The sequence below is a fragment of the Pseudomonas sp. WS 5412 genome, assembly GCF_012985615.1.
GTDB lineage: Bacteria > Pseudomonadota > Gammaproteobacteria > Pseudomonadales > Pseudomonadaceae > Aquipseudomonas > Aquipseudomonas shahriarae.
Map to the genome: position 1 here is coordinate 48,079 of NZ_JAARMB010000024.1, position 18,928 is coordinate 67,006.

The 18,928-nt window shown below is 61.6% G+C and carries 14 protein-coding genes; 4 read left to right on the forward strand and 10 right to left on the reverse strand.

Features of this window, described 5'->3' with window-relative positions; translation table 11 throughout:
* Positions 1 to 161: 161 nt before the first annotated feature.
* From HBR94_RS24630 to HBR94_RS28825, 3 genes are read left to right on the forward strand one after another with little or no spacing between them, the layout of a single operon-like run.
* Complete coding sequence (locus HBR94_RS24630; RefSeq protein WP_057439380.1) at positions 162 to 842, forward strand: class I SAM-dependent methyltransferase; 681 nt, start codon at positions 162 to 164, stop codon at positions 840 to 842.
* 4 nt (positions 843 to 846) lie between these two features.
* Complete coding sequence (locus HBR94_RS24635; RefSeq protein ID WP_057444707.1) at positions 847 to 1,563, forward strand: lipopolysaccharide kinase InaA family protein; 717 nt, start codon at positions 847 to 849, stop codon at positions 1,561 to 1,563.
* A complete protein-coding gene (locus tag HBR94_RS28825; protein WP_057958645.1) occupies positions 1,563 to 1,790 on the forward strand; it encodes a hypothetical protein in 228 nt (75 codons plus the stop codon). Before HBR94_RS24635 ends, HBR94_RS28825 begins: the two co-directional genes overlap by 1 nt.
* A gap of 303 nt (positions 1,791 to 2,093) precedes the next feature.
* On the opposite strand, the gene HBR94_RS24640 is transcribed toward HBR94_RS28825, so the two are convergent.
* The 7 genes from HBR94_RS24640 to HBR94_RS24670 all read right to left on the reverse strand — a co-directional run bounded on the left by HBR94_RS24640 (position 2,094) and on the right by HBR94_RS24670 (position 14,517).
* Entirely contained in the window at positions 2,094 to 5,132 is a 3,039-nt protein-coding gene (locus HBR94_RS24640; RefSeq protein WP_057439381.1) for a multidrug efflux RND transporter permease subunit, read from the reverse strand.
* Between the two features lie 3 nt (positions 5,133 to 5,135).
* A complete protein-coding gene (locus tag HBR94_RS24645; protein ID WP_057958647.1) occupies positions 5,136 to 6,299 on the reverse strand; it encodes an efflux RND transporter periplasmic adaptor subunit in 1,164 nt (387 codons plus the stop codon).
* Between the two features lie 174 nt (positions 6,300 to 6,473).
* A complete protein-coding gene (locus HBR94_RS24650; RefSeq protein ID WP_170045680.1) occupies positions 6,474 to 9,509 on the reverse strand; it encodes a multidrug efflux RND transporter permease subunit in 3,036 nt (1,011 codons plus the stop codon).
* Entirely contained in the window at positions 9,506 to 10,666 is a 1,161-nt protein-coding gene (locus tag HBR94_RS24655) for an efflux RND transporter periplasmic adaptor subunit (RefSeq protein WP_170045681.1), read from the reverse strand. The genes HBR94_RS24650 and HBR94_RS24655 overlap by 4 nt, the downstream gene beginning before the upstream one ends.
* Positions 10,667 to 10,890: 224 nt before the next feature.
* On the reverse strand, positions 10,891 to 11,988 hold the full coding sequence (locus tag HBR94_RS24660) for a DUF1513 domain-containing protein (protein WP_170045691.1): 1,098 nt from the start codon (positions 11,986 to 11,988) through the stop codon (positions 10,891 to 10,893).
* Between the two features lie 2 nt (positions 11,989 to 11,990).
* Positions 11,991 to 13,055: an imelysin family protein gene (locus HBR94_RS24665; RefSeq protein WP_170045682.1), complete on the reverse strand. Its 1,065-nt coding sequence runs from the start codon at positions 13,053 to 13,055 to the stop codon at positions 11,991 to 11,993.
* Positions 13,056 to 13,086: 31 nt separating this feature from the next.
* Positions 13,087 to 14,517 (reverse strand): di-heme oxidoredictase family protein, encoded by a 1,431-nt coding sequence (locus HBR94_RS24670; RefSeq protein WP_115128850.1) that lies wholly within the window; start codon positions 14,515 to 14,517, stop codon positions 13,087 to 13,089.
* 147 nt (positions 14,518 to 14,664) lie between these two features.
* On the opposite strand from HBR94_RS24670, the gene HBR94_RS24675 reads away from it, so the two are divergent.
* Positions 14,665 to 15,228, forward strand: a complete 564-nt coding sequence (locus tag HBR94_RS24675; RefSeq protein WP_170045683.1) for a nitroreductase family protein — start codon at positions 14,665 to 14,667, stop codon at positions 15,226 to 15,228.
* Between the two features lie 147 nt (positions 15,229 to 15,375).
* Here HBR94_RS24675 and HBR94_RS24680 read toward each other — a convergent pair whose 3' ends face one another.
* The 3 genes from HBR94_RS24680 to HBR94_RS24690 all read right to left on the reverse strand — a co-directional run bounded on the left by HBR94_RS24680 (position 15,376) and on the right by HBR94_RS24690 (position 18,831).
* On the reverse strand, positions 15,376 to 17,514 hold the full coding sequence (locus tag HBR94_RS24680; protein ID WP_170045684.1) for a methyl-accepting chemotaxis protein: 2,139 nt from the start codon (positions 17,512 to 17,514) through the stop codon (positions 15,376 to 15,378).
* 126 nt (positions 17,515 to 17,640) lie between these two features.
* Complete coding sequence (locus HBR94_RS24685; protein WP_170045685.1) at positions 17,641 to 18,045, reverse strand: YbaN family protein; 405 nt, start codon at positions 18,043 to 18,045, stop codon at positions 17,641 to 17,643.
* Between the two features lie 177 nt (positions 18,046 to 18,222).
* A complete protein-coding gene (locus HBR94_RS24690; protein ID WP_170045686.1) occupies positions 18,223 to 18,831 on the reverse strand; it encodes a biliverdin-producing heme oxygenase in 609 nt (202 codons plus the stop codon).
* Positions 18,832 to 18,928: the final 97 nt, after the last annotated feature.

The following is an 18,928-nucleotide window of genomic DNA, read 5'->3' on the forward strand; positions in this document are numbered from 1 at the left end:
GATTCCCGCCTGTTCGGCGAAGATGGCTTCATGCCATGCTTTTTCCCTGTAAAACCTTGTAATTCTTTAGGGTTAGACGGGACGTTTTTTTCACAAAGGGTTGACCTGCAGATGACGTGCGACTGCTTAAGGTTGCAGGCATCAGTCTAGGAGATCCGTTGATGGCTACCCCTATCAAACTTGAATTTTCCGCCAAGTACGACGACCGGCACGCTCAACAATATCTGCTTAAACATCAGGGCAAGTTGGCGCGGCGGCTGTCGCACAAACGGGATGAGCAATTGGCCCGCGGTGCGCTGGCGATGGCCGGTGAGCCTGGTCTGGTGTTGGATTTGCCGTGCGGTGCCGGGCGATTCTGGCCACTGCTGGCAGAAAAGCCCAACCGGGTGATTATCGGCGCGGACAATTCCGAGGCCATGTTAAGCATCGCCACTGCGTCGCAACCGGCGGATGTGCTCAAGCGGGTACGGCCCTTGCAGACATCAGCGTTTGATATCGACCTGCCAGACAACGCAGTGGACAGCATTTTCTGCATGCGTCTGCTGCACCACATCGGCGACCCGGCGCATCGGCTGGCGTTATTGAAAGAATTTCAAAGGGTTACCCGCGATAGCGTGATCATTTCGTTGTGGGTGGATGGCAACTTCAAGGCCTGGAAACGCAAGCGCCTGGAAATGCAGCGCCGCAACAAAAGTGAGCAGGAGAGTTACCGAAATCGTTTTGTGTTACCGGCTGCTACTGTTGAAGCTGAGTTTGAGCAAGCTGGTTTCCGCGTCCAGGAGTATTTGGACTTCATACCGCTGTACGCCATGTGGCGAGTGTATGTATTGCGCAAGAGGTAGCAGGATGGCAGTTGAGTACGTAGCAGGCAGTCACGTAGCTCCCGAAGAGCGCTTCGATTACTTCTGGCGGCAGCAGGGCGAGTGGGTCGAGGAGCCCAATCGGCGTCGAGGGGGCGAAAGCGGAGTACAGCGGGTAATCGGCACCAATGGGCGCTTGCTCTACAGCAAGCGCCAGACAGGTCACACCTATCGCAGTTGGCTGCATCCTTTTGGGCGGCCCACGGTGTTGCGCGAGCGCGATGCGCTCAGGGGCCTGCGCTTGCTCGATGTGGGGGTTCCGGAACTGGTGTTCTGTGGCGCCCGTCGTGATCCGGACCAACAGTGGAAGGCTTTGCTGGTGACGGCGGCTTTGGATGGCTTTGTGGATATCGACAGCTGGTACGCCGCCGGTGGCCGCGCGCAATGTGGGGAACTGGTGCATGAGCGCCTGCTAGCTGAGTTGGCGCAAACCCTGGCGCGCATGCACAAGGGGCGCTGGCAGCATGGCTGCCTGTACAGCAAGCATATTTTTGTGCGGGTCAGCGGGGCGGCAGAGGGCGCGACGGTCGAAGTGGCGCTGCTGGATCTCGAGAAGAGTCGCCAACGCTTGACCGCCCGCCGGGCCGCTGACCATGACATGCAGCAGTTGCGGCGCCATTCGTCGTGGAATGCCGCCGACTGGCAAAAACTCAGCTACTTTTACGAAGCGGCGTTTGGCAGCGCTATCAAGGGTTTAACCTAATGAAGCTAGAAATAGCACGAGGTTTGTTTCTGTTGGGGGCCTTGGGCATCGCCTCCCTGGCCCTGGCTGCCTGGGAGCAGCCCCGCACAGAAGTCCTCAGCGCGGCGCACAACGGCGGGCAATGCCCGGTGCCGCGGATCGCCAAGACCACGGGGGTTACGCAGCCTGATCATCAGCTTTTGCTGTTTATGTTTGGGATGTCCCAAGGGATGAGGCCTGCGAGTTGAAGAGATTGACGCCCCTGTAAAAGGCCCCGCAGTGCGGGGCCTTTTGTTTTTTGCGTGTTGCTGCGTTCTTGGTCTGGGATGGCGGCTATACGCTCAGCCCTGGCGGGGCGCCTCAGATCAAGATCAAAAGCAGAGCCACAGTAGAACCGGAGCGCGAAGCCGCGTTCCCCGGTGGGTGTGGGAGCTGGCTTGCCAGCGATGGCGCCGGCACTGCTAGCCTTTATGTTGTCTGACACACCGCTATCGCAGCCTCGCAGGGCGAGACAGCTCCCACAGGGGCCGCAGAAACGGATAGGTACTCAATCAATCCACCGCAGCCAAGACCTCACGCTTAGCCAACAACGTATAAACACACGGCAACACAAACAGCGTAAACAACGTACCCACAGACATCCCCGTAGCAATCACCATCCCGATATCAAACCGACTGACCGCCCCGGCCCCTGTGGCAAAGATCAACGGCACCATGCCAAACACCATCGCTGCCGTGGTCATCAATACCGGGCGCAGGCGAATCGCCGCCGCTTCTTCCACTGCTTCACGGGGCGTCAGGCCCTTGTCCTTGCGCAACTGGTTGGCAAACTCGACGATCAGGATCCCGTGCTTGCTGATCAGCCCGATCAACGTCACCAACCCCACCTGGGTGTAGATGTTCATGCTCGACCAACCCAGGAACAAGGGGATCAACGCGCCGCAGATCGACAGCGGCACCGTCACCAGGATCACCAGCGGGTCACGGAAGCTCTCGAACTGTGCCGCCAGCACCAGGAAGATGATGGCCAACGCCAGGCCAAAGGTGACCCACAGCGCGCTGCCTTCCTGGATGAATTGGCGTGAGGCGCCGCTGTAGTCGAAGGCGTAGCCGGCCGGGGTTTCTTCGATGGCGATCTGGCGCACGGTGTCGATGGCCTCGCCCATGCTGACAATCGGGAAGCCCGAGATCAGCGCCGAGTTGAGTTGCTGGAACTGGTTCAGTTGGCGCGGGCGCGCGCGGTCACTGATGCTGATCAGGGTCGACAGCGGCAACAACTCGCCCTGGGTGTTTTTCACGTAGTAACTGTTCAGCCACTCGGGGTTGTCCCGGTAGGCCCGCTCGACCTGGGCGATGACCTTGTAGCTGCGCCCATCAATGGTGAAACGGTTGATTTCCGCTTCCGCCAGCAAGGTCGCCAGTGTGCTGCCCAGATCCTGCATCGACACCCCCATCTGCGCCGCCTTGGCGCGGTCGATGTCCACCACCACCTCGGGTTTGTCGAACGCCAGGTCGATATCGACAAAGGCGAACTTGCCCGACTCCATGGCCCGTTTCTTCACGCGGTCGGCCACTTGCAGCAACGACTCATAGTCATTGGGTGTGTTGATCACAAAACCGAAGGGCAGGCCTTCGCCGGTACCGGGCAGTGATGGCAGGTTGAAGCCGAATACCTGCAAGCCGGGGATCTGCTCCAGGCGTTTCTGTACCTCAGGCAGGATCTGCATCTGCGTGCGGTCGCGCTCGTTCCACGGTTTGAGCAGGAAGCCGCCGATACCCGATTGCACCCCGTTGAACCCATTGATCTGGAACGAGGAGTAATACTCCGGGAAGTCCTTGAAGATCGTGATGAACTCGTCGGTGTAGGTGTTCAGGTAGTCCAGGTTGGTCGGCTGCGGTGCGCTGGCCATCATAAAGATGATGCCCTGGTCTTCATCCGGGGCCAGTTGCGACTGGGTGAATTTGAGGAATACCGGGATCAGGCACAGCACGATCAGGGCAAACACGATCACCACCGGCCGGGTGTTCAATGTGCCGTGCAGCATTGTCTGGTAGCGGCGCTTGAGGCCTTCGAAGATGCGGTCCAGGCGATGGGCCAGGCCCGTGGGGTTTTCGTCGTGGCGCAACAGCAGGGCGCACATCATCGGTGACAGGGTCAGGGCGACGATGCCTGAAATCACCACCGCACCGGCCAGGGTCAGGGCGAACTCCTTGAACAACGCCCCGGTCAGCCCCTCGAGGAAACCGATGGGCGCATACACCGCCGCCAGGGTGATGGTCATCGACACCACCGGCACGGCAATCTCCCGCGCGCCTTCCAGCGCAGCGTCCAGTGGCGTCTTGCCTTCTTCAATATGGCGGTGGATGTTCTCCACCACCACAATGGCATCATCCACCACCAGGCCGATGGCCAGCACCATCGCCAGCAGTGTCAGCAGGTTGATGGAGTAGCCCATCAGTTGCATGAAAAACAGCACGCCAATCATCGACAGCGGGATGGTCACCACCGGGATCACCACCGAGCGCAGCGCCCCGAGAAACAGGAACACCACGACGATCACGATCAGCACCGCTTCAAACAGGGTCTTGACCACTTCGTTGATGGACGCCTGGATAAACAGCGTGGCGTCGTAGGCGATTTCTGCTTTGAGATTGGGCGGCAACTGGGATTCCAGCTCCGGCATCAGCTTGCGTACTTCTTTGATCACATCCAGCGGGTTGGCACTGGGCGTGGCCTTGATGCCGATGTACACCGAAGGCGTACCGCCAAAGGAACTGATGGCGTTGTAGTTTTCCGCGCCCATTTCCACCCGGGCCACGTCGCCCAGCAGCACCCGGCTGTCGCCATCGGTCTTCACGGTGATGGCGGCGAAGGCCTCGGCGGTCTTCAAATCGGTGTTGGCGTTGATGCTGGTGACCACATACTCGCCCTTCACTTCGCCGGCGGCGGAGAGGAAGTTGTAGTGGCGCACGGCATCGGTGACGTCACTGGCGCTCAGGCCAAAGCCCGCGAGCTTGACCGGGTCCAGCCACAGGCGCATGGCAAATACCTGGTTGCCGAGGATCTCGGCTTCGGCCATGCCGGGCAGGGTCGCCAGCTTGGGCTGGATCACCCGCGACAGGTAGTCGGTGATCTGCGGGTTGCTCAGTTGCTGGCTGGAGAAGCTGATGTACATCAGCGCCGAGGCATCTGCGGCCTCCTTGCTCAACACCGGGTCTTCGGCGTCCTGGGGCAGTTTGTTCTTGACCTCGTTGGCCTTGGCCAGCAGCTCGGTGAACAGCCGGTCGCTGTTGGCGCCGATCCGCGCATAGATGGAAATCACCGAGAAGTTCTGGCGACTGACCGAGGTCATGTAGTCGATACCTTCGGCACTTGCCAGGCTTTGCTGCAACGGCTGGGTGATATAGCCCTGGATCGTCTCGGCATTGGCCCCGGGGTACGCGGTAGTCACCGTGATCAGGGCATTTTCCATGGATGGGTATTGGCGCAGTGGCAGTTTGCTGTAGGCCTGGAAACCCAGGAGCACGATCAGCAGGCTGACCACCATGGCCAGCACCGGGCGGCGGATAAACGTGTCGGTAAACGCCATGGCTCAGTTCCTTGAACCGTCGTTGCGCGGAGGTTGGCCAGGGGCGGCCGGCAGGTTTTTATCCGCAGTGATGGCGATATGCGCACCGGTGTCGAGCTTGATCTGCCCGGCGCTGACCACTTGCTCGCCACTGCTCAGGCCTTTGGTGATCAGCACCAGGCCATCGCGCCGTTCGCCGGTTTCGATAAAGCGCCGTTCGGCGATCAGTATCGGTTGACCGTTGGCATCTTTTTCGAGGCTGCCGTCCTCGGTTTTTTTCTGTGTTACCACGTAGGCTGAGTTGCCGTAGAGGGTGTAGGTAATGGCACTTTCCGGTATCACCACCTGCGCTTGCGGGTCGGGCAACAGCACTTGCAGGCTGCTGAACATGCCCGGTAGCAGTTTATTGTCCGGGTTGGCCAGGGTCGCTCGAACCAGCACGTTACGGGTGCTGCTCTCGACTTTCGGGTTGATCGCACTGAGGGTGCCGGGGAAGGTCAGTTTCGGGTAGGCCGAGACTTGCACCTGCACCCCCTGGCCCACGGCCAGCTTGGGCACCGACTGCTCGGGCACATAAAAGTCCACATAGAGGCTGCTCAGGTCCTGCAAGGTGGCAATCACCGTGCCGCTGGCCAGATAGTCGCCCACATCGACCTGACGAATGCCGATAGTGCCGCTGAACGGCGCGACGATGTGTTTCTTGGCCAGAGACGCCTTGAGCTGGTTGACCGTGGCCTTGTTTTTTTGCAGTTGCGCCGAGAGCCGGTCGAACTCGCCTTTGGAGATCGCCTGGCTGCCCACCAGTTGGCTGCCGCGCCCGTAATCGAGCTGGGCCAGACCCAGGTCGGCCTGGGCGGTTTGCAGCAGGGCGTCTTCCACCGCACTGTCGAGTTGCACCAGCGGCTGCCCGGCCTTGACCTTCTGCCCCGACTCGAACTGCACGTCCTTGACCGTGCCGGCAATCTCCAGCGCGAGGTTCACCCCCTGCAAGGCCTTGAGCGTACCCACCGCCGGCAGGCGCTGTTGCCACGGTTGTTCGACCGCGGTGGCCACCGCCACGCTGATCGGCGGTTTGGGCGCGGAAAAGACCTGGATCTGCTGATAGATGGAAAAGGCTTTATAGCCCCCCAGCAGCAGGACGATGAGCAGCACAACGGCCAACATGATCAGCATGCGACGACGCAGCATATTCCGGTTCCTTGGAAAAACTGAGGCAGACGAAGACGAACGATTCGGCACATTACTCCGAGTTTCGGGGGGATTCCAACTGGTAAATTTCAGCGTTCGCGGGCAGGCTCAAGCGCAATGGTTTGGAGGCGTAGGGGAATAGGGAAAGGGGTGTCAGGCCTTTCCCATATGAGGTCAGGGTGCGGGCATGTCACGCTTGGCCAGCGCCGTATACACCGAAGGCAGGACGAACAAAGTGAACAAGGTCCCGATCGACATCCCGGTGGCGATCACCATGCCGATATCAAACCGGCTGACCGCGCCGGCACCGCTGGAAAACACCAGCGGGATCACCCCCAGCACGGTAGCGATGGTGGTCATCAGCACCGGCCGCAAGCGGATCGCGGCGGCTTCTTCGATGGCGGCACGCGCCGACAGCCCCTGCTCCTTGCGCAACTGGTTGGCGAACTCGACGATCAGGATGCCGTGCTTGCTGATCAGGCCGATCAGCGTGACCAGGCCGATTTGTGTGTAAATGTTCAGGGTCGACCAGCCGAGGAACAGCGCAATCAATGCCCCGCAGATTGACAGCGGCACCGTCACCAGGATCACCAGCGGGTCACGCAGGCTTTCAAACTGGGCCGCCAGCACCAGGCCGATGATCGCCAACGCCAGGCCGAACGTACCCCACAGCGCATTGCCCTCCTGCACAAACTGGCGCGTGGCGTTGCTGTAGTCGAAGGTGTAGCCCGCCGGAGCCTCTTCCTGGGCGATGGCTTGTACGGTCTCCAGGGCGTTGCTCATACCGACAATCGGGTAAGCCGAGACCAGCACCGAATTGAGCTGCTGGAACTGGTTCAACTGTCGCGGGCGTACCTGTTGGCTGGAGACGGTGATCAACGTCGACAGGGGCAGTAATTGGCCCTTGGCATTTTTGACGTTGTAGTGACTCAGCCAGTCCGGGTTATCGCGGTAGGTGCGCTCGACCTGGGCAATGACCTTGTACAGATTGCCATCAATCCTGAAGCGGTTGATTTCCGTTTCAGCCAGCAGGGTCGCCAGGGTCAGGCTCAGGTCCTGCATGGACACGCCCATTTGCGCGGCCTTGGCCCGGTCAATGTCGATCACTACTTCGGGCCGGTCGAAGGCCAGGTCGATATCCACGTAGGCAAACTTCCCGGAGTCGATGGCCCGCTGTTTGACGCGCTCGGCCACCGCCAGCATCGACTTGTGGTCCTGCTGGGAACTGATGACAAAACCAAAAGGCAGGCCTTCGCCCGTACCCGGCAAGGACGGCAGGTTAAAGGCAAATACTTGCAGGCCGGGGATGCTGTCGAGCTTTTTGCGCAGCGGCGCCAGCACCTCCATCTGCGTGCGCTCGCGCTGGTCCCACGGGCGCAGTTGGAAACCGCCCACCCCCGAATGCACGCCATCGAGGCCATTGATCTGGAACGAGGCCTGGTACTCGGGCAGGGTCTTGAACAGCGCGATGAAGTCCTGGGTGTAACGGTTGAGGGAGGCCAGGTTGCTCGGCTGCGGTGCGCTGGCGAGGATAAAGATCAGGCCCTGGTCCTCATCGGGGGCCAGCTCGGAGAGGGTGAAGGTGAGCATGGCGGGAATCAGGCCGAGGATCAGCAGGGCGAACACGATGACCACCGACTGCGCCTCCATGATCTGATGCAGGCGGCGCTGGTAACGCTGCTTCAGATGGTTGAACAGCCGGTCCAGGACCAGGGACAGGCCCCGTGGCTGTTCTTCAGGGCGCAATAACAGGGCGCACATCATCGGTGATAGGGTCAGCGCAACGATACCGGAAATCACCACGGCCCCGGCCAGGGTCAGGGCAAACTCCTTGAACAGCGCCCCGGTCAACCCCTGCAGGAAACCGATGGGCGCATACACCGCGGCCAGGGTAATGGTCATCGAAATCACCGGCACGCACACCTCCCGCGCGCCTTTGATCGCGGCCTCAAGGGGCGACTTGCCTCGTTCGATATGCCGATGAATGTTCTCCATCATCACAATGGCGTCATCCACCACCAGGCCAATGGCCAGAACCATGGCCAGCAGCGTCAGGACGTTGATCGAGTAGCCCATCAGTTGCATGAAGAACAGCGTGCCGACCAGCGACAGGGGAATGGTGATGACGGGAATCACCACGGCGCGCAAAGAGCCTAGAAACAGGAACACCACCAACACCACAATCAGGATGGCTTCCAGCAGGCTCGACAGCACATGGTCGATAGAGGCGTTGATATACAACGTCGAGTCGTAGGCGATATCGGCTTGCAGATGAGGCGGTAACTGCGCCTGCAGCAGGGGCATCAGTTCGCGTACGCGCTTGCCCAGCTCCAGCGGGTTGGCGTCGGGGGTCGGCTTGATGCTGATGTAGGTCGCGGGCAGGCCATTGAATGAACTGAAGCTGTCGTAGTTCTGCGCACCCAGCTCCACCCGCGCCACATCCCCGAGGCGGACCTGGCTGTCGCCGTTGGTTTTCAAGGTGATGGCCCGGAAGCCTTCAACCGACTGCAGTTCGGTATTGGCCGTGACACTGGTAACGACTAATTCACCTGTGGCGTCGCCGGCAATGGACTGTACGTTGTAGCGCTTGATGGCCTGGGTCACATCGCTGGCGCTCAAACCAAAGCCTGCGAGTTTCAGCGGATCAAGCCAGATACGCATGGCAAAGCTTTGGTTGCCGATGATCTGGGCCTCGGCCATGCCCGGCAGAGTCACCAGGCGAGGCTGGATCACACGCAGCAGGACGTCGGTGATTTGCGCATTGTTCATGGTGTCGCTGGAAAAACCCAGGTACATCAGCGCGGTGTTATCCGCCGCGACCTTGTTCAGCACCGGATCCTCTATGTCCCGGGGCAGTTGGTTCCTTACTTCATTGGTCTTGGCCAACAGCTCGGTGAACAACCGGTCGCTGTCGGCCCCGACCCGCCCGTAGATGGAAATAATCGACACATTCTGCCGGCTGGTGGCGCGCATGTAGTCGATGCCTTGCGCGCTTGCCATGCTTTTCTGCAGAGGTTGTGTGATGTAGCTCTGCACGGTCTCGGCACTGGCGCCTGGAGAGACCGTGGTCACCGTGACCAGCGCACTTTCCATCTGCGGGAATTGGCGCAATGGTAATTGCCCAAACGCCTGCCAGCCCAGCAACACGATCAACAGGCTGACCACCAGGGCCAGTACGGGGCGGCGGATAAACAGGTCGGTGAACGTCATTTGTCGTTCTCCCGTTGGGCCGCCAGTGGACGCTCATCAGGTTGGTTCCGGTGGATGCTGATGCGCACCGGGGTACCGTTTTGCAATTTGATCTGGCCGGCAGTAACGACCTGTTCGCCCTTGGCCAGCCCTTTGGCAATCACGATGGTGCCGTCGCGTCGCTCGCCCGTTTCGACCAGGCGTTGTTCGGCGATCAGCAGCGGCTTGCCCTCGGCATCCAGCTCGTCACGGCCTTCGCTGTTTTTGCGCGGGGCTACGACGTACACATACTGGCCATAGGGGCTGTAGGCGATTGCGCTCTCCTCTATCACGATATGCAAACCCGGGTTCGCCAGCAGCACCTGCAAGTGGGCGAACATTCCCGGCAACAGGTCGGCGGGCGGATGAGTCAGGGTGGCGCGTACCAACACATTTCGCGTGTGGGTGTCGACGATGGGGTCGATGGCGCTAATGGTGGCGAGACTGGAAAGTCCTGGGCGTGCCGAGACTTCAATGCGCACGGACTGGCCGATCTTGATCAGTTGAACGGCGTGCTCGGGGATGTGGAAATCGACGTAAAGGCTATGGGCGTCCTGCAGTTTGGCGATCACGGTGGCGCTTTGCAGGTAGTCACCGATGTTGACTTGGCGGATGCCAAGGGTGCCGTTGAACGGGGCGACGATGCGTTTTTTGTCCAGCGCCGTGCGGCGTTGTGCAACGACGGCATTGTTGCGGTTGAACTCGGCGGACAGTCGGTCGAACTCCTCTTGGGAGATGGCGTTGATCGCCACCAGCTCGCGGCCGCGCTGGAAGTTCTGCCGGGCCAGGCTGCGGTCCGCCAGGGCTACGTCCAATGCGGCCTGCTCGGCCTGGTGTTCGAGTTGCAGCAGGGTTTGCCCCTGCTTGACCACTTGCCCGGAGTCGAAGTGCAACTGGGTGACGACGCCGGGCACCTCGATACTCAGGTTGATGCCCTGCAATGCCTTGAGGGTGCCAGCGGCGGGCAACTGGCGCTGCCAGGGTTGTTCGAGGGCGGTTGCCACCGCCACGCTGACGGGCGGCTTTGGCGCATGCAGCAGCTGCAGCTGTTGGTAAACCCAGAACGCTTTATAGCTGGCGAGCATCAGCACGACCAGCAGTACGATGCTGAGCATGGTAATCATCCGGCGGCCCGGCATAGTTGCTTCCTTGTGAAGGTGACAGGGTGCGGAGGGCGCGCGCAGGGGCGCTCGCTGGCACGATGAGCCAGGCAGTCTTCATCAGAAAGGCGAGTGCTATAAGGCGGAAAGTCGGACGTGTCTGTGAGATGAGTAGTCCCCGTGGCGGGGTTTTTTCACAGGTTGCGTAGGGTTTTTCTGGTGAGTCGGCTCCCAGGTGTGGGCCCGGGAGCGCGACAGTGGCTTTAGATCAGATGCAGGTGGTTATCCCAGAACCCAGCTGGCAGATCCAGGGGCTTGGCCACCAGTTGGGGCTGCCGGCAATCGTAGAAACGGCAACGACCCTGGCCAGAGGTCACGACAAACCCGTCGGCCACTGCCCCGACGCCGGCGCAGTCGGGCAACGGCCCGTCCAGGCGCAGTTCGCCACTGTCCATGTCCCAGATAAAGAAGCGATTGCCCCGTGGCGCGGTCAGTGCCACCAGACGCAACTCGCTGTGTACGGCCACGCTGGCGGTGTAGTGCCCCATGGCCTGCAATTGCTCATCGGCCACCGGGAACGCCACGAACGGTTGCCCCGGACGCTTGATCGCCAACAGTTCGGAACGCTCCTGGGAAGGCCCCATAAACTGTTGCCCGGTGAGGATCGTGCCATCGCTGGCGATCCCCATATGGCGCACGCTGTTCATTGGCTGGCTCAGGGTTTCCTTGCTCAGCAGGGTGCCGTCGCGCTGCATCAGCACCAGGCTCGGCTCCATGGCGTTGAGGTTCATCTCGACCCGGCTTTCGGCCTCGGTGCGAATGCCACCATTGGCCACGATCAGAGTCTCGCCATCGGGCATCCACGACACCTGGTGCGGGCCGATGCCGTGGGTGGACACCTCCCCGCTGTGTACCAGGCGCTCACCTTCGAACCTGTACACGCCCAGTAGGCCGCGACCGGGGTCGGTGGTGTCGTTTTCCGTGGCGTATAGCCAGTCGCCGCTCTTGTGGATGACTGCATGCCCATAAAAGTGCCGGTTGGCCTGGGACTTCACGGTTTGCAGCAGCGTGCCGTCGCGCAGGTCCACCAGGTAGCTCTCGGTGCCCGGACGGCGCGCCACGAACAGCGCGATGGGCAGGCTCGGGTGGTTGATGATGTCGTGGCAACGCTGGCCAACCTGGGTGGCGAACACCTGGCTACCGTCCAGGCGATAGCCCACGGCGTAGTGCTTGCCGTCGGCATCATCCCGGGCCGACAGCAACAGCGGGCTGTCGCCCTTGCGCTTGAACAGCGTCCAGCCGCCCAGGGTGATTGCACTGAGCAGCACGCTGCCGATGGCCAAAGCCTGTCGCCTGAGCATCATCAGTCACCGTCGTTGGCATTGAAGCCCAGTTGGATGCCCAGCGCCTTGGCCAGTTCGCCTTCATGCAGGCGGTGGACCACGTTGAGGCTGTCGTAGATAGCGTTGAGTTGCTCGCGCCCGGCGTCGTCGGCCAGCAGTTCATTGAGCGAACGCTGGTTGCTGTCGAACAGCTTCAGGGCGGCGGCGTAGGCGGCGTCGATCTTTTCGGCCAGAGGTTTCTGGTCGGCAGGCAGCAGGCCGCGCAGGCCTTTGTTGTCGACCCCGACCCACACGGTCTGGGCCGCCGCGAGGCTGGCTCGCAAGCCTTGCAGGGACGACTGGCTGCGCCACGCATCGGCCTGGAATGGCTGCGGGATGCCCTTGGACAGGCGACCCATCGGTGTGCCGAGCTTTTTCTTCAGGGTATCCAGGGCCGTGACCTGCACGCGCAGCAGTTCGGCGATGGCTTCGTGGGAATCGGCGTAGCGCTGGTTAGGAAACTTGGTCATCTGCGCGAGCATGCCGTCGGTGCTGTTCCAACTGGCCAGAATATCTTCGGCCAATTGCTTCTGGCGCTCGCCGATGGCCATCAGCAGCGGGCAGTAGCGGGCTTTCTGGGCGTCGTTGGCGATGTCGGTCTTGGCGTCATACAGGATGTATTCGTAGGCCGACAGGCCTTGCACTACCACGCTGGACTTGGCCAGGGCGGCGGCGTCGATCTGTGGCTGGGCAGTGGCCAGTTGCTCGACCTGGCGGCCGACGAGGTTTTTCTTGTCGGGCCAGAACTGCACCTGCCAGGCGCGATTGCCTTCAGCCAGCGGGCCGATCAGCAGCGGTTGCAACTCGGCCCAGGCTTTTTGCGCGTGGAGGAAGTCGGCGCGGGCGGTCTCCAGGGATTCCTTGCCTTGGCAGTAAGCCAGGGCGCTGACGGCCAACTGCCGGTCAGCTTCGACCCAGCGGCTGTAGGTCGGCAGGATCACTTGCTTGGCGATGGCTGCCGAGGTGACCGCTTGCGGATCCTGCGGCGAGCAGGCGCCAAGGGCCAGGGCGGCCAGGCTGGTGAACAATAACTTGGGACGGAACATGTCGAGCTCCCTTCAATAATTGGGGCAAAGCTTATAGAGAATTCAGGAACGCGAGCAATGCTGCTCGCTGCTGCGCATTAAAAGACAACACCTGTTGCTGCGCCGCCTGGGCCTCACCGCCGTGCCACAGCACGGCTTCGAGCAGGTTGCGGGCACGGCCGTCATGCAGGAACTGGGTGTGGCCACTGACGTTTTGCGTCAGGCCAATGCCCCACAACGGCGGCGTGCGCCAGTCGCGGCCACCGGCCTTGAACTCGCTGCGGTTATCGGCCAGGCCCTCGCCCATGTCGTGCAGCAGCAAATCGCTGTACGGTCGGATGACCTGGTTGGCCAGCTCCGGTTCGGCGGCATTGCTGGCGGTGGTGAACTTCGGTGTGTGGCATGCCTGGCAACCGGCCTGGAAAAACAGGTTCTTGCCGTCCAGCACTTGTTGCGCGTTGACGTCGCGTCGGGCGGGCACGGCCAGGTTCCGGGTGTAGAACAGCACCAGGCGCAGGATGTTATCGCTGACTTCCTGCTCGCCATTTTCGCCGTTGCCGTTGGGCGCCTGCTTACAGGCAACCTGTGCGTCGGTGCAGTCGTCCATGGGCCGCAGGCTGGTGGTCAGGCCCATATCACCAGAGAACGCGTGAACATTTTGTTGATTGAGGTTCGGCTGCCCGGCTTTCCAGCCAAAGCGCCCGAGCACGGTTTTTTGCTGGGCATCGTCCCAGACCCAGTTCGGGCGGCCGAGCACACCGTTTTTGTCCGGGCGTTTGCTGGCGTTTTGCAGGATGTCCGCGTCGCTGATGGCTTCGAGCAGGCCCAGGCCGATCATCGGCGGTGCTACACGGGCGGAAAACCGCGTATCCGGGTGCATCGGCCCGTAGCCGAGCTGGGTGATCTGCAGGCTCGGCTTGCGCAACTCCACCACCGTTCCGTCCTTGAACGTGACGTTGACCGGTGTGTAGTCGACCCGCACCTTGCCTTCCGGGACGACACCGGGCACGGCCATGTCCTGCAACTGCCCGCCATACACCGGCTCGGGCACGATCCCCAACTGTTCGATGACCTTGGCATAGGGCGGCGAATCCGGGATCGACAGGCGTACCAGCATCGACACCGCATTGTTGGCCTCAGGCGCGGGCGGATGGCCGCGCCCGTCCTTGATATGGCAGTTCTGGCAAGCATTGGTGTTGAACAGCGGCCCCAGCCCGTCGCGGGCGGTGGTGGTGGCCGGGGCGATCACCCATGGATTGCGGAAAAAACTGTTGCCGACGCTGAAGTCCAGGCGGCGGGTTGGTGCCAGGTTGGCCGACGGCAGCGAAAAGGCATTCTGGTCGGTCTTGCGCACCGTGGTGCTGCCCCCCGAACGGGCTTCACCGGGCTCGGCCTGGGTAAACGTCGGCGGCGGGGCGTCATCGCAGGCACTCAGGCTCACGGCCATCAAGAGTGCAGACAGGCGAAGAAGCAAACGGGGCATCAAGAATCCTGGAAGACGGGCGAGGGTGGATGAAACTCAGGGGCAAAGTCTAACAGGGCGGGGCGGATTGAATAAGAGCAATTATCGTTTGCTCCAATCTGATGCATTCCCGCTAGAATGACCGCACATTTTTTTTGGAGGTGGCCAATGCAGGCTCTCGACGCTTTGCTCAACCGTGTTTCCGTACCGCGCCTGCTGGAACCGGCCCCTACTGCCGAGCAGCGCGAAGTGCTGTTCGCGGCAGCCATGCGTGCGCCGGACCACGGCCAACTGCGGCCGTGGCGCTTCCTCACCGTGGAAGGCGCAGCCCGCGAGCAAATGGGCACCCTGCTGGCCGAAGCGGCCCGCCTGCAAGACCCCGAGGCCCCGCAAGCGGTGATCGACAAGGCGCAGAATGGCCCGTTGCGTGCGCCGTTGGTGGTGGTGGTGATTGCCCGTCTGCAGGAGCACTTCAAGGTGCCCAAGTCCGAGCAATTGCTGGCGGCGGCCTGTGCGGCCCACGGTATTTTGCTGGCGGCGTATGCCCAGGGCATTGGTGCGGTGTGGCGGACCGGGGATTTGTCGTATTCGGCGCATGTGGCCAAGGGGTTGGGGTTGAATGCGGGTGAGGAAGTGATTGGCTTCCTTTATTTGGGCACTGCGCAAAACCCGCCGCGGACGGCGGCGAAAGAAGACATCACGGCGTTTGTCAGCGCCTGGACCGGTGTCTGACTCACCGCAAATCTGCTGGTGCTGTATGTGGGAGCGGGCTTGCCCGCGATAGCGCAGTGTCAGTCGCCGGATTTATTGACGGGTCCACCGCTATCGCGAGCAAGCCCGCTCCCACATGGGGTATTTCATCGTTTTCCGGACCTGGGTCTACACCCGGAACTGATCCATCAGTTTCATCTGCTGGTTGGCCAATGCATTCAACTGGCTGCTGATCGCCGCCGATTCAGTGGCCTGACCGGTCAAGGTCTCGGTCACGGTACGGATCGCCGAAACGTTGCGGTTGACCTCTTCGGCCACGGCGCTCTGTTCTTCGGCAGCGCTGGCGATTTGCAGGTTCATGTCGCTGATCACCGTCACCGCATCGCTGATCTTGCCCAGGGCCTGGACCGCCTGCTGGATCTGCCCGGCGTTGTTCTGCGCCTGGCTCTGGCTCGAATGCATGGTGGTCACTACCCCACGGGTAGCGCTCTGGATACGTTCGATGACCAGGCGGATTTCTTCCACTGAGTCCTGGGTGCGTCGCGCCAGGTTGCGCACTTCGTCTGCCACTACCGCAAAACCCCGTCCGCTTTCCCCGGCGCGTGCCGCTTCAATCGCCGCGTTTAGCGCCAGCAGGTTGGTCTGCTCGGCAATGCTGCGGATCACCTCCAGCACCGAGCCGATCTGCTCACTGTTGACCGCCAGGGCTTCGACCTCGGTCACCGCCTTGCTGACTTCTTCGGCGAGGGTGGTGATATCGCGGGTACTGCGCTCGATAATCGCCATGCCTTCACGGGCCGATTGATCGGCGCCGCGTGCTGCACTGGCCGCATTTGAGGCGCTGTTGGCCACCTCATGGGCGGTGGCGCTCATCTCGTTGGAGGCGGTGGCCACCTGGTCGATCTCGCGAAATTGCACCTGCATGCCTTCGCTGGTCTGGCGCGCGATTTCCGAGGACTGATCCGCGGTGCCACGGGCTTCGGTGATGCTCTGCTTGATCTGGGCGATGGTCGGCTGCAGCTTGTCGAGGAAGCGATTGAACCAACTGACCAGTTCCCCCAGTTCGTCTTTTTTCGTGTAAGTCAGGCGCTGGGTCAGGTCGCCGTCGCCGCTGGCAATATCCTTGAGCATCGCCGCCACGCTGTTGATCGGGCGAGTCACACCCGTCGCGGTCAGCCATATCAGCAGCAGGCCCAGCAGGCCAGCCACGGCGCCCACCAGCAACGCCTGGAGTGTGCCGCGGGCCTGGGCGTCGTCGAGCACGCCTTGCAACTTGACCGAATCGGCCAGCAGCACGTCCTTGGGCAGCGAAATCAACACGCCCCAGGGCTTGGCACCGGCAATCGGCTTGAGCGGATATACCGCGCGGATCGTGTCGTTTTGCTCGCGGACCTTGCGCGTTTCACTGGCCAGCAGTTGCACGATCTCTTTGCCTTCGCCGCCAAGCATATCGACGATGCTCTTGCCGACCTTGTCCGGCTCGCCACTGTAGCCGGCGATCAGGCCACTGCTGGAGAGGATTTCCATGATTCCGGCGCCGTCGAACAGCTCTTTTTGCGCGGTATTGGCCGCCGCTTGCAGGGCGTCCAGGGCAATGTCGATACCGATCACCCCAATCACCTTGCCGTCGGCCAGCAGCGGCAGGGAGATGGTGGTCATCAGCATCGACTTGCCGGCCACTTCGTCGGCGTACGGGTCCAGCAGGCAAACGCTGCGGGTATCCCGTGGGCAGGTGTACCAGATGTTGTAGGGCGTGCCGCTGAGATTGAGGGTGGTCTTGGTCAGGTCCGCTTCCACCATGATCGTGTTCAGGCCTTCACCGCCGGCCCGGCTCCAATAGCTGGAGAAACGCCCGGCTTCGTTGGAGGCGCGCAGCTTGTCGTCGATAAATTCGCTGTCCTTGCCATCCAGGCCGTTGGGTTCAAACGACAACCAGATCCCCAGCACCTTGGTGTTGCGCTCGAAGGCGGTCTTGATCTGCTGATTGAGCTCCTCGCGCACGGCCCCTGCTTCCAGCGAGCGCTTGGCGGCCATGTTGCGCAAGTCCTTGACCTGATCGGCGAGGGCGGTGACCACCAACAGGCTCTCGCCGAAGGCTTTCTGTACTTGCACCGCCTGCTCGGCGGCCTTGGCCTGGAGCAGGTTTTCCACGCTGGTGGTGAGCATCTGCGAACTTGAGGCGCTGACCAGTTGGTCGTTCTGGTTGGTCTGGTAGATGTTCAGGCTGACGATCAGCGCAATCACCCCCAACAGGCAGAGGCCGGAGAGCAGCACGATTTTCAAGCGGATGGAGAGGGTGTCGAACATGGGCTTACTCGCGATTGGACTTGTTGGTGTGCAAGCAGGGCAACGGCCAAGTCCATTCGGCGCTATGCCCGGAACATCGGCACCGACGGGTAATTCATGAGGAACAGGCGATGAGCGGTAGGGCGCTCAGGCGGGGGTTCGCGCCAGGCGTTCGGGGCGTGACCAGATCCACAGGTTGCCCAGGCTCATGCCGGCGATCGCCAGGTAGATCGGCCAACCGTGATCGAGCATCACCAGCATCAGGCCGGCACACAGCAGCATGCTCACGGTGGCGCTGACCTTGGCCCGGCGCGCGATGATCTTGCCGTTGCGCCAGTTGAACAGGATCGGCCCGAACAGCCGGTGGTTTTCCAGCCACGCGCTCAGGCGCGGCGAGCTCTTGGTGGCAGCCCAGGCGGCCAGCAGGATGAATTCGGTGGTGGGCAGGCCCGGTACGACAATCGCGATCAAGCCGATCCCCAGGCTGACATAGGCCAGCAGGCCGAACAGGATTCGGGCGAGCTTGGAGGAGGAGGGGGCGGGGGCTGTCATAGGTACGATTTGTCTGGGTTTCGAAAAATCTGCAAATGGAGCGCGATCAACATGTGGGAGCTGGCTCGCCTGCGATGCAGACGCTTCGGTGCATCAGTTAGACCGAGGCGATGCTATCGCAGGCAAGCCAGCTCCCACACACGCCAGCTCCCACATTCATGGCATGCCAGCAGCGGGTCAGGCCAGTTCTGGGGCGCTAGCGTACGCCTGTTCCAGCAACACGGTGAAGCGTACAAAGGCATCCACTGCACCTTTTTCCGCCGCCGCTTCTTCTTCGGCGCTCAGTTCCAGGCTATCGAGGGTGCGGGTGAAGCGCTTCCAACCTTCGGCACGGCCACCGGCCGGCTCGCCGAGGTGGCGGGCCCCGAAGGTTTCGCTCAGGCCCAGGCCAACGGCACGTTTGATCAGGAATGCTGCGCCTAGCTTTGAACCTTCGGAGACGAACAGCCAGCCCAGGGCCTGGGCCTTGCTCGGGTTCTGCACGGCACCGGCCACGGGGGCAGGCACTTCGGTTTCCAGGTCGGCCAGGTCCAGCTTGGCGGCGTCGGCGCGGCAGCGCTCGGCCAGGTCGGGCACCAGCTTGATCAGCTCGGGATCGTTGTACAGCGCCACCAGTTCCGACTGGAACAGGTACTGCGCGACCACGAAACGGGCGAAGTTGGCCTGGGTTTCAAACGGGGCGTGAGCCTTGACCAGGGCGTCGAGCTTGGTGTGTGGCTCGTGGGTGATCTGGTTCAGGCGCTGGGAGCGCAGGCTTGCGCGTTCTGTGGTGGTGGAAGCGGTCATTGGATGTCCTTGAGAAGGAAAAGCGCCTTGTTGCCAGGCTGTTATTACTAGACGAACAAGAAGACGCGTCACAGTAAAAAATCCTCACCCCGGCCGG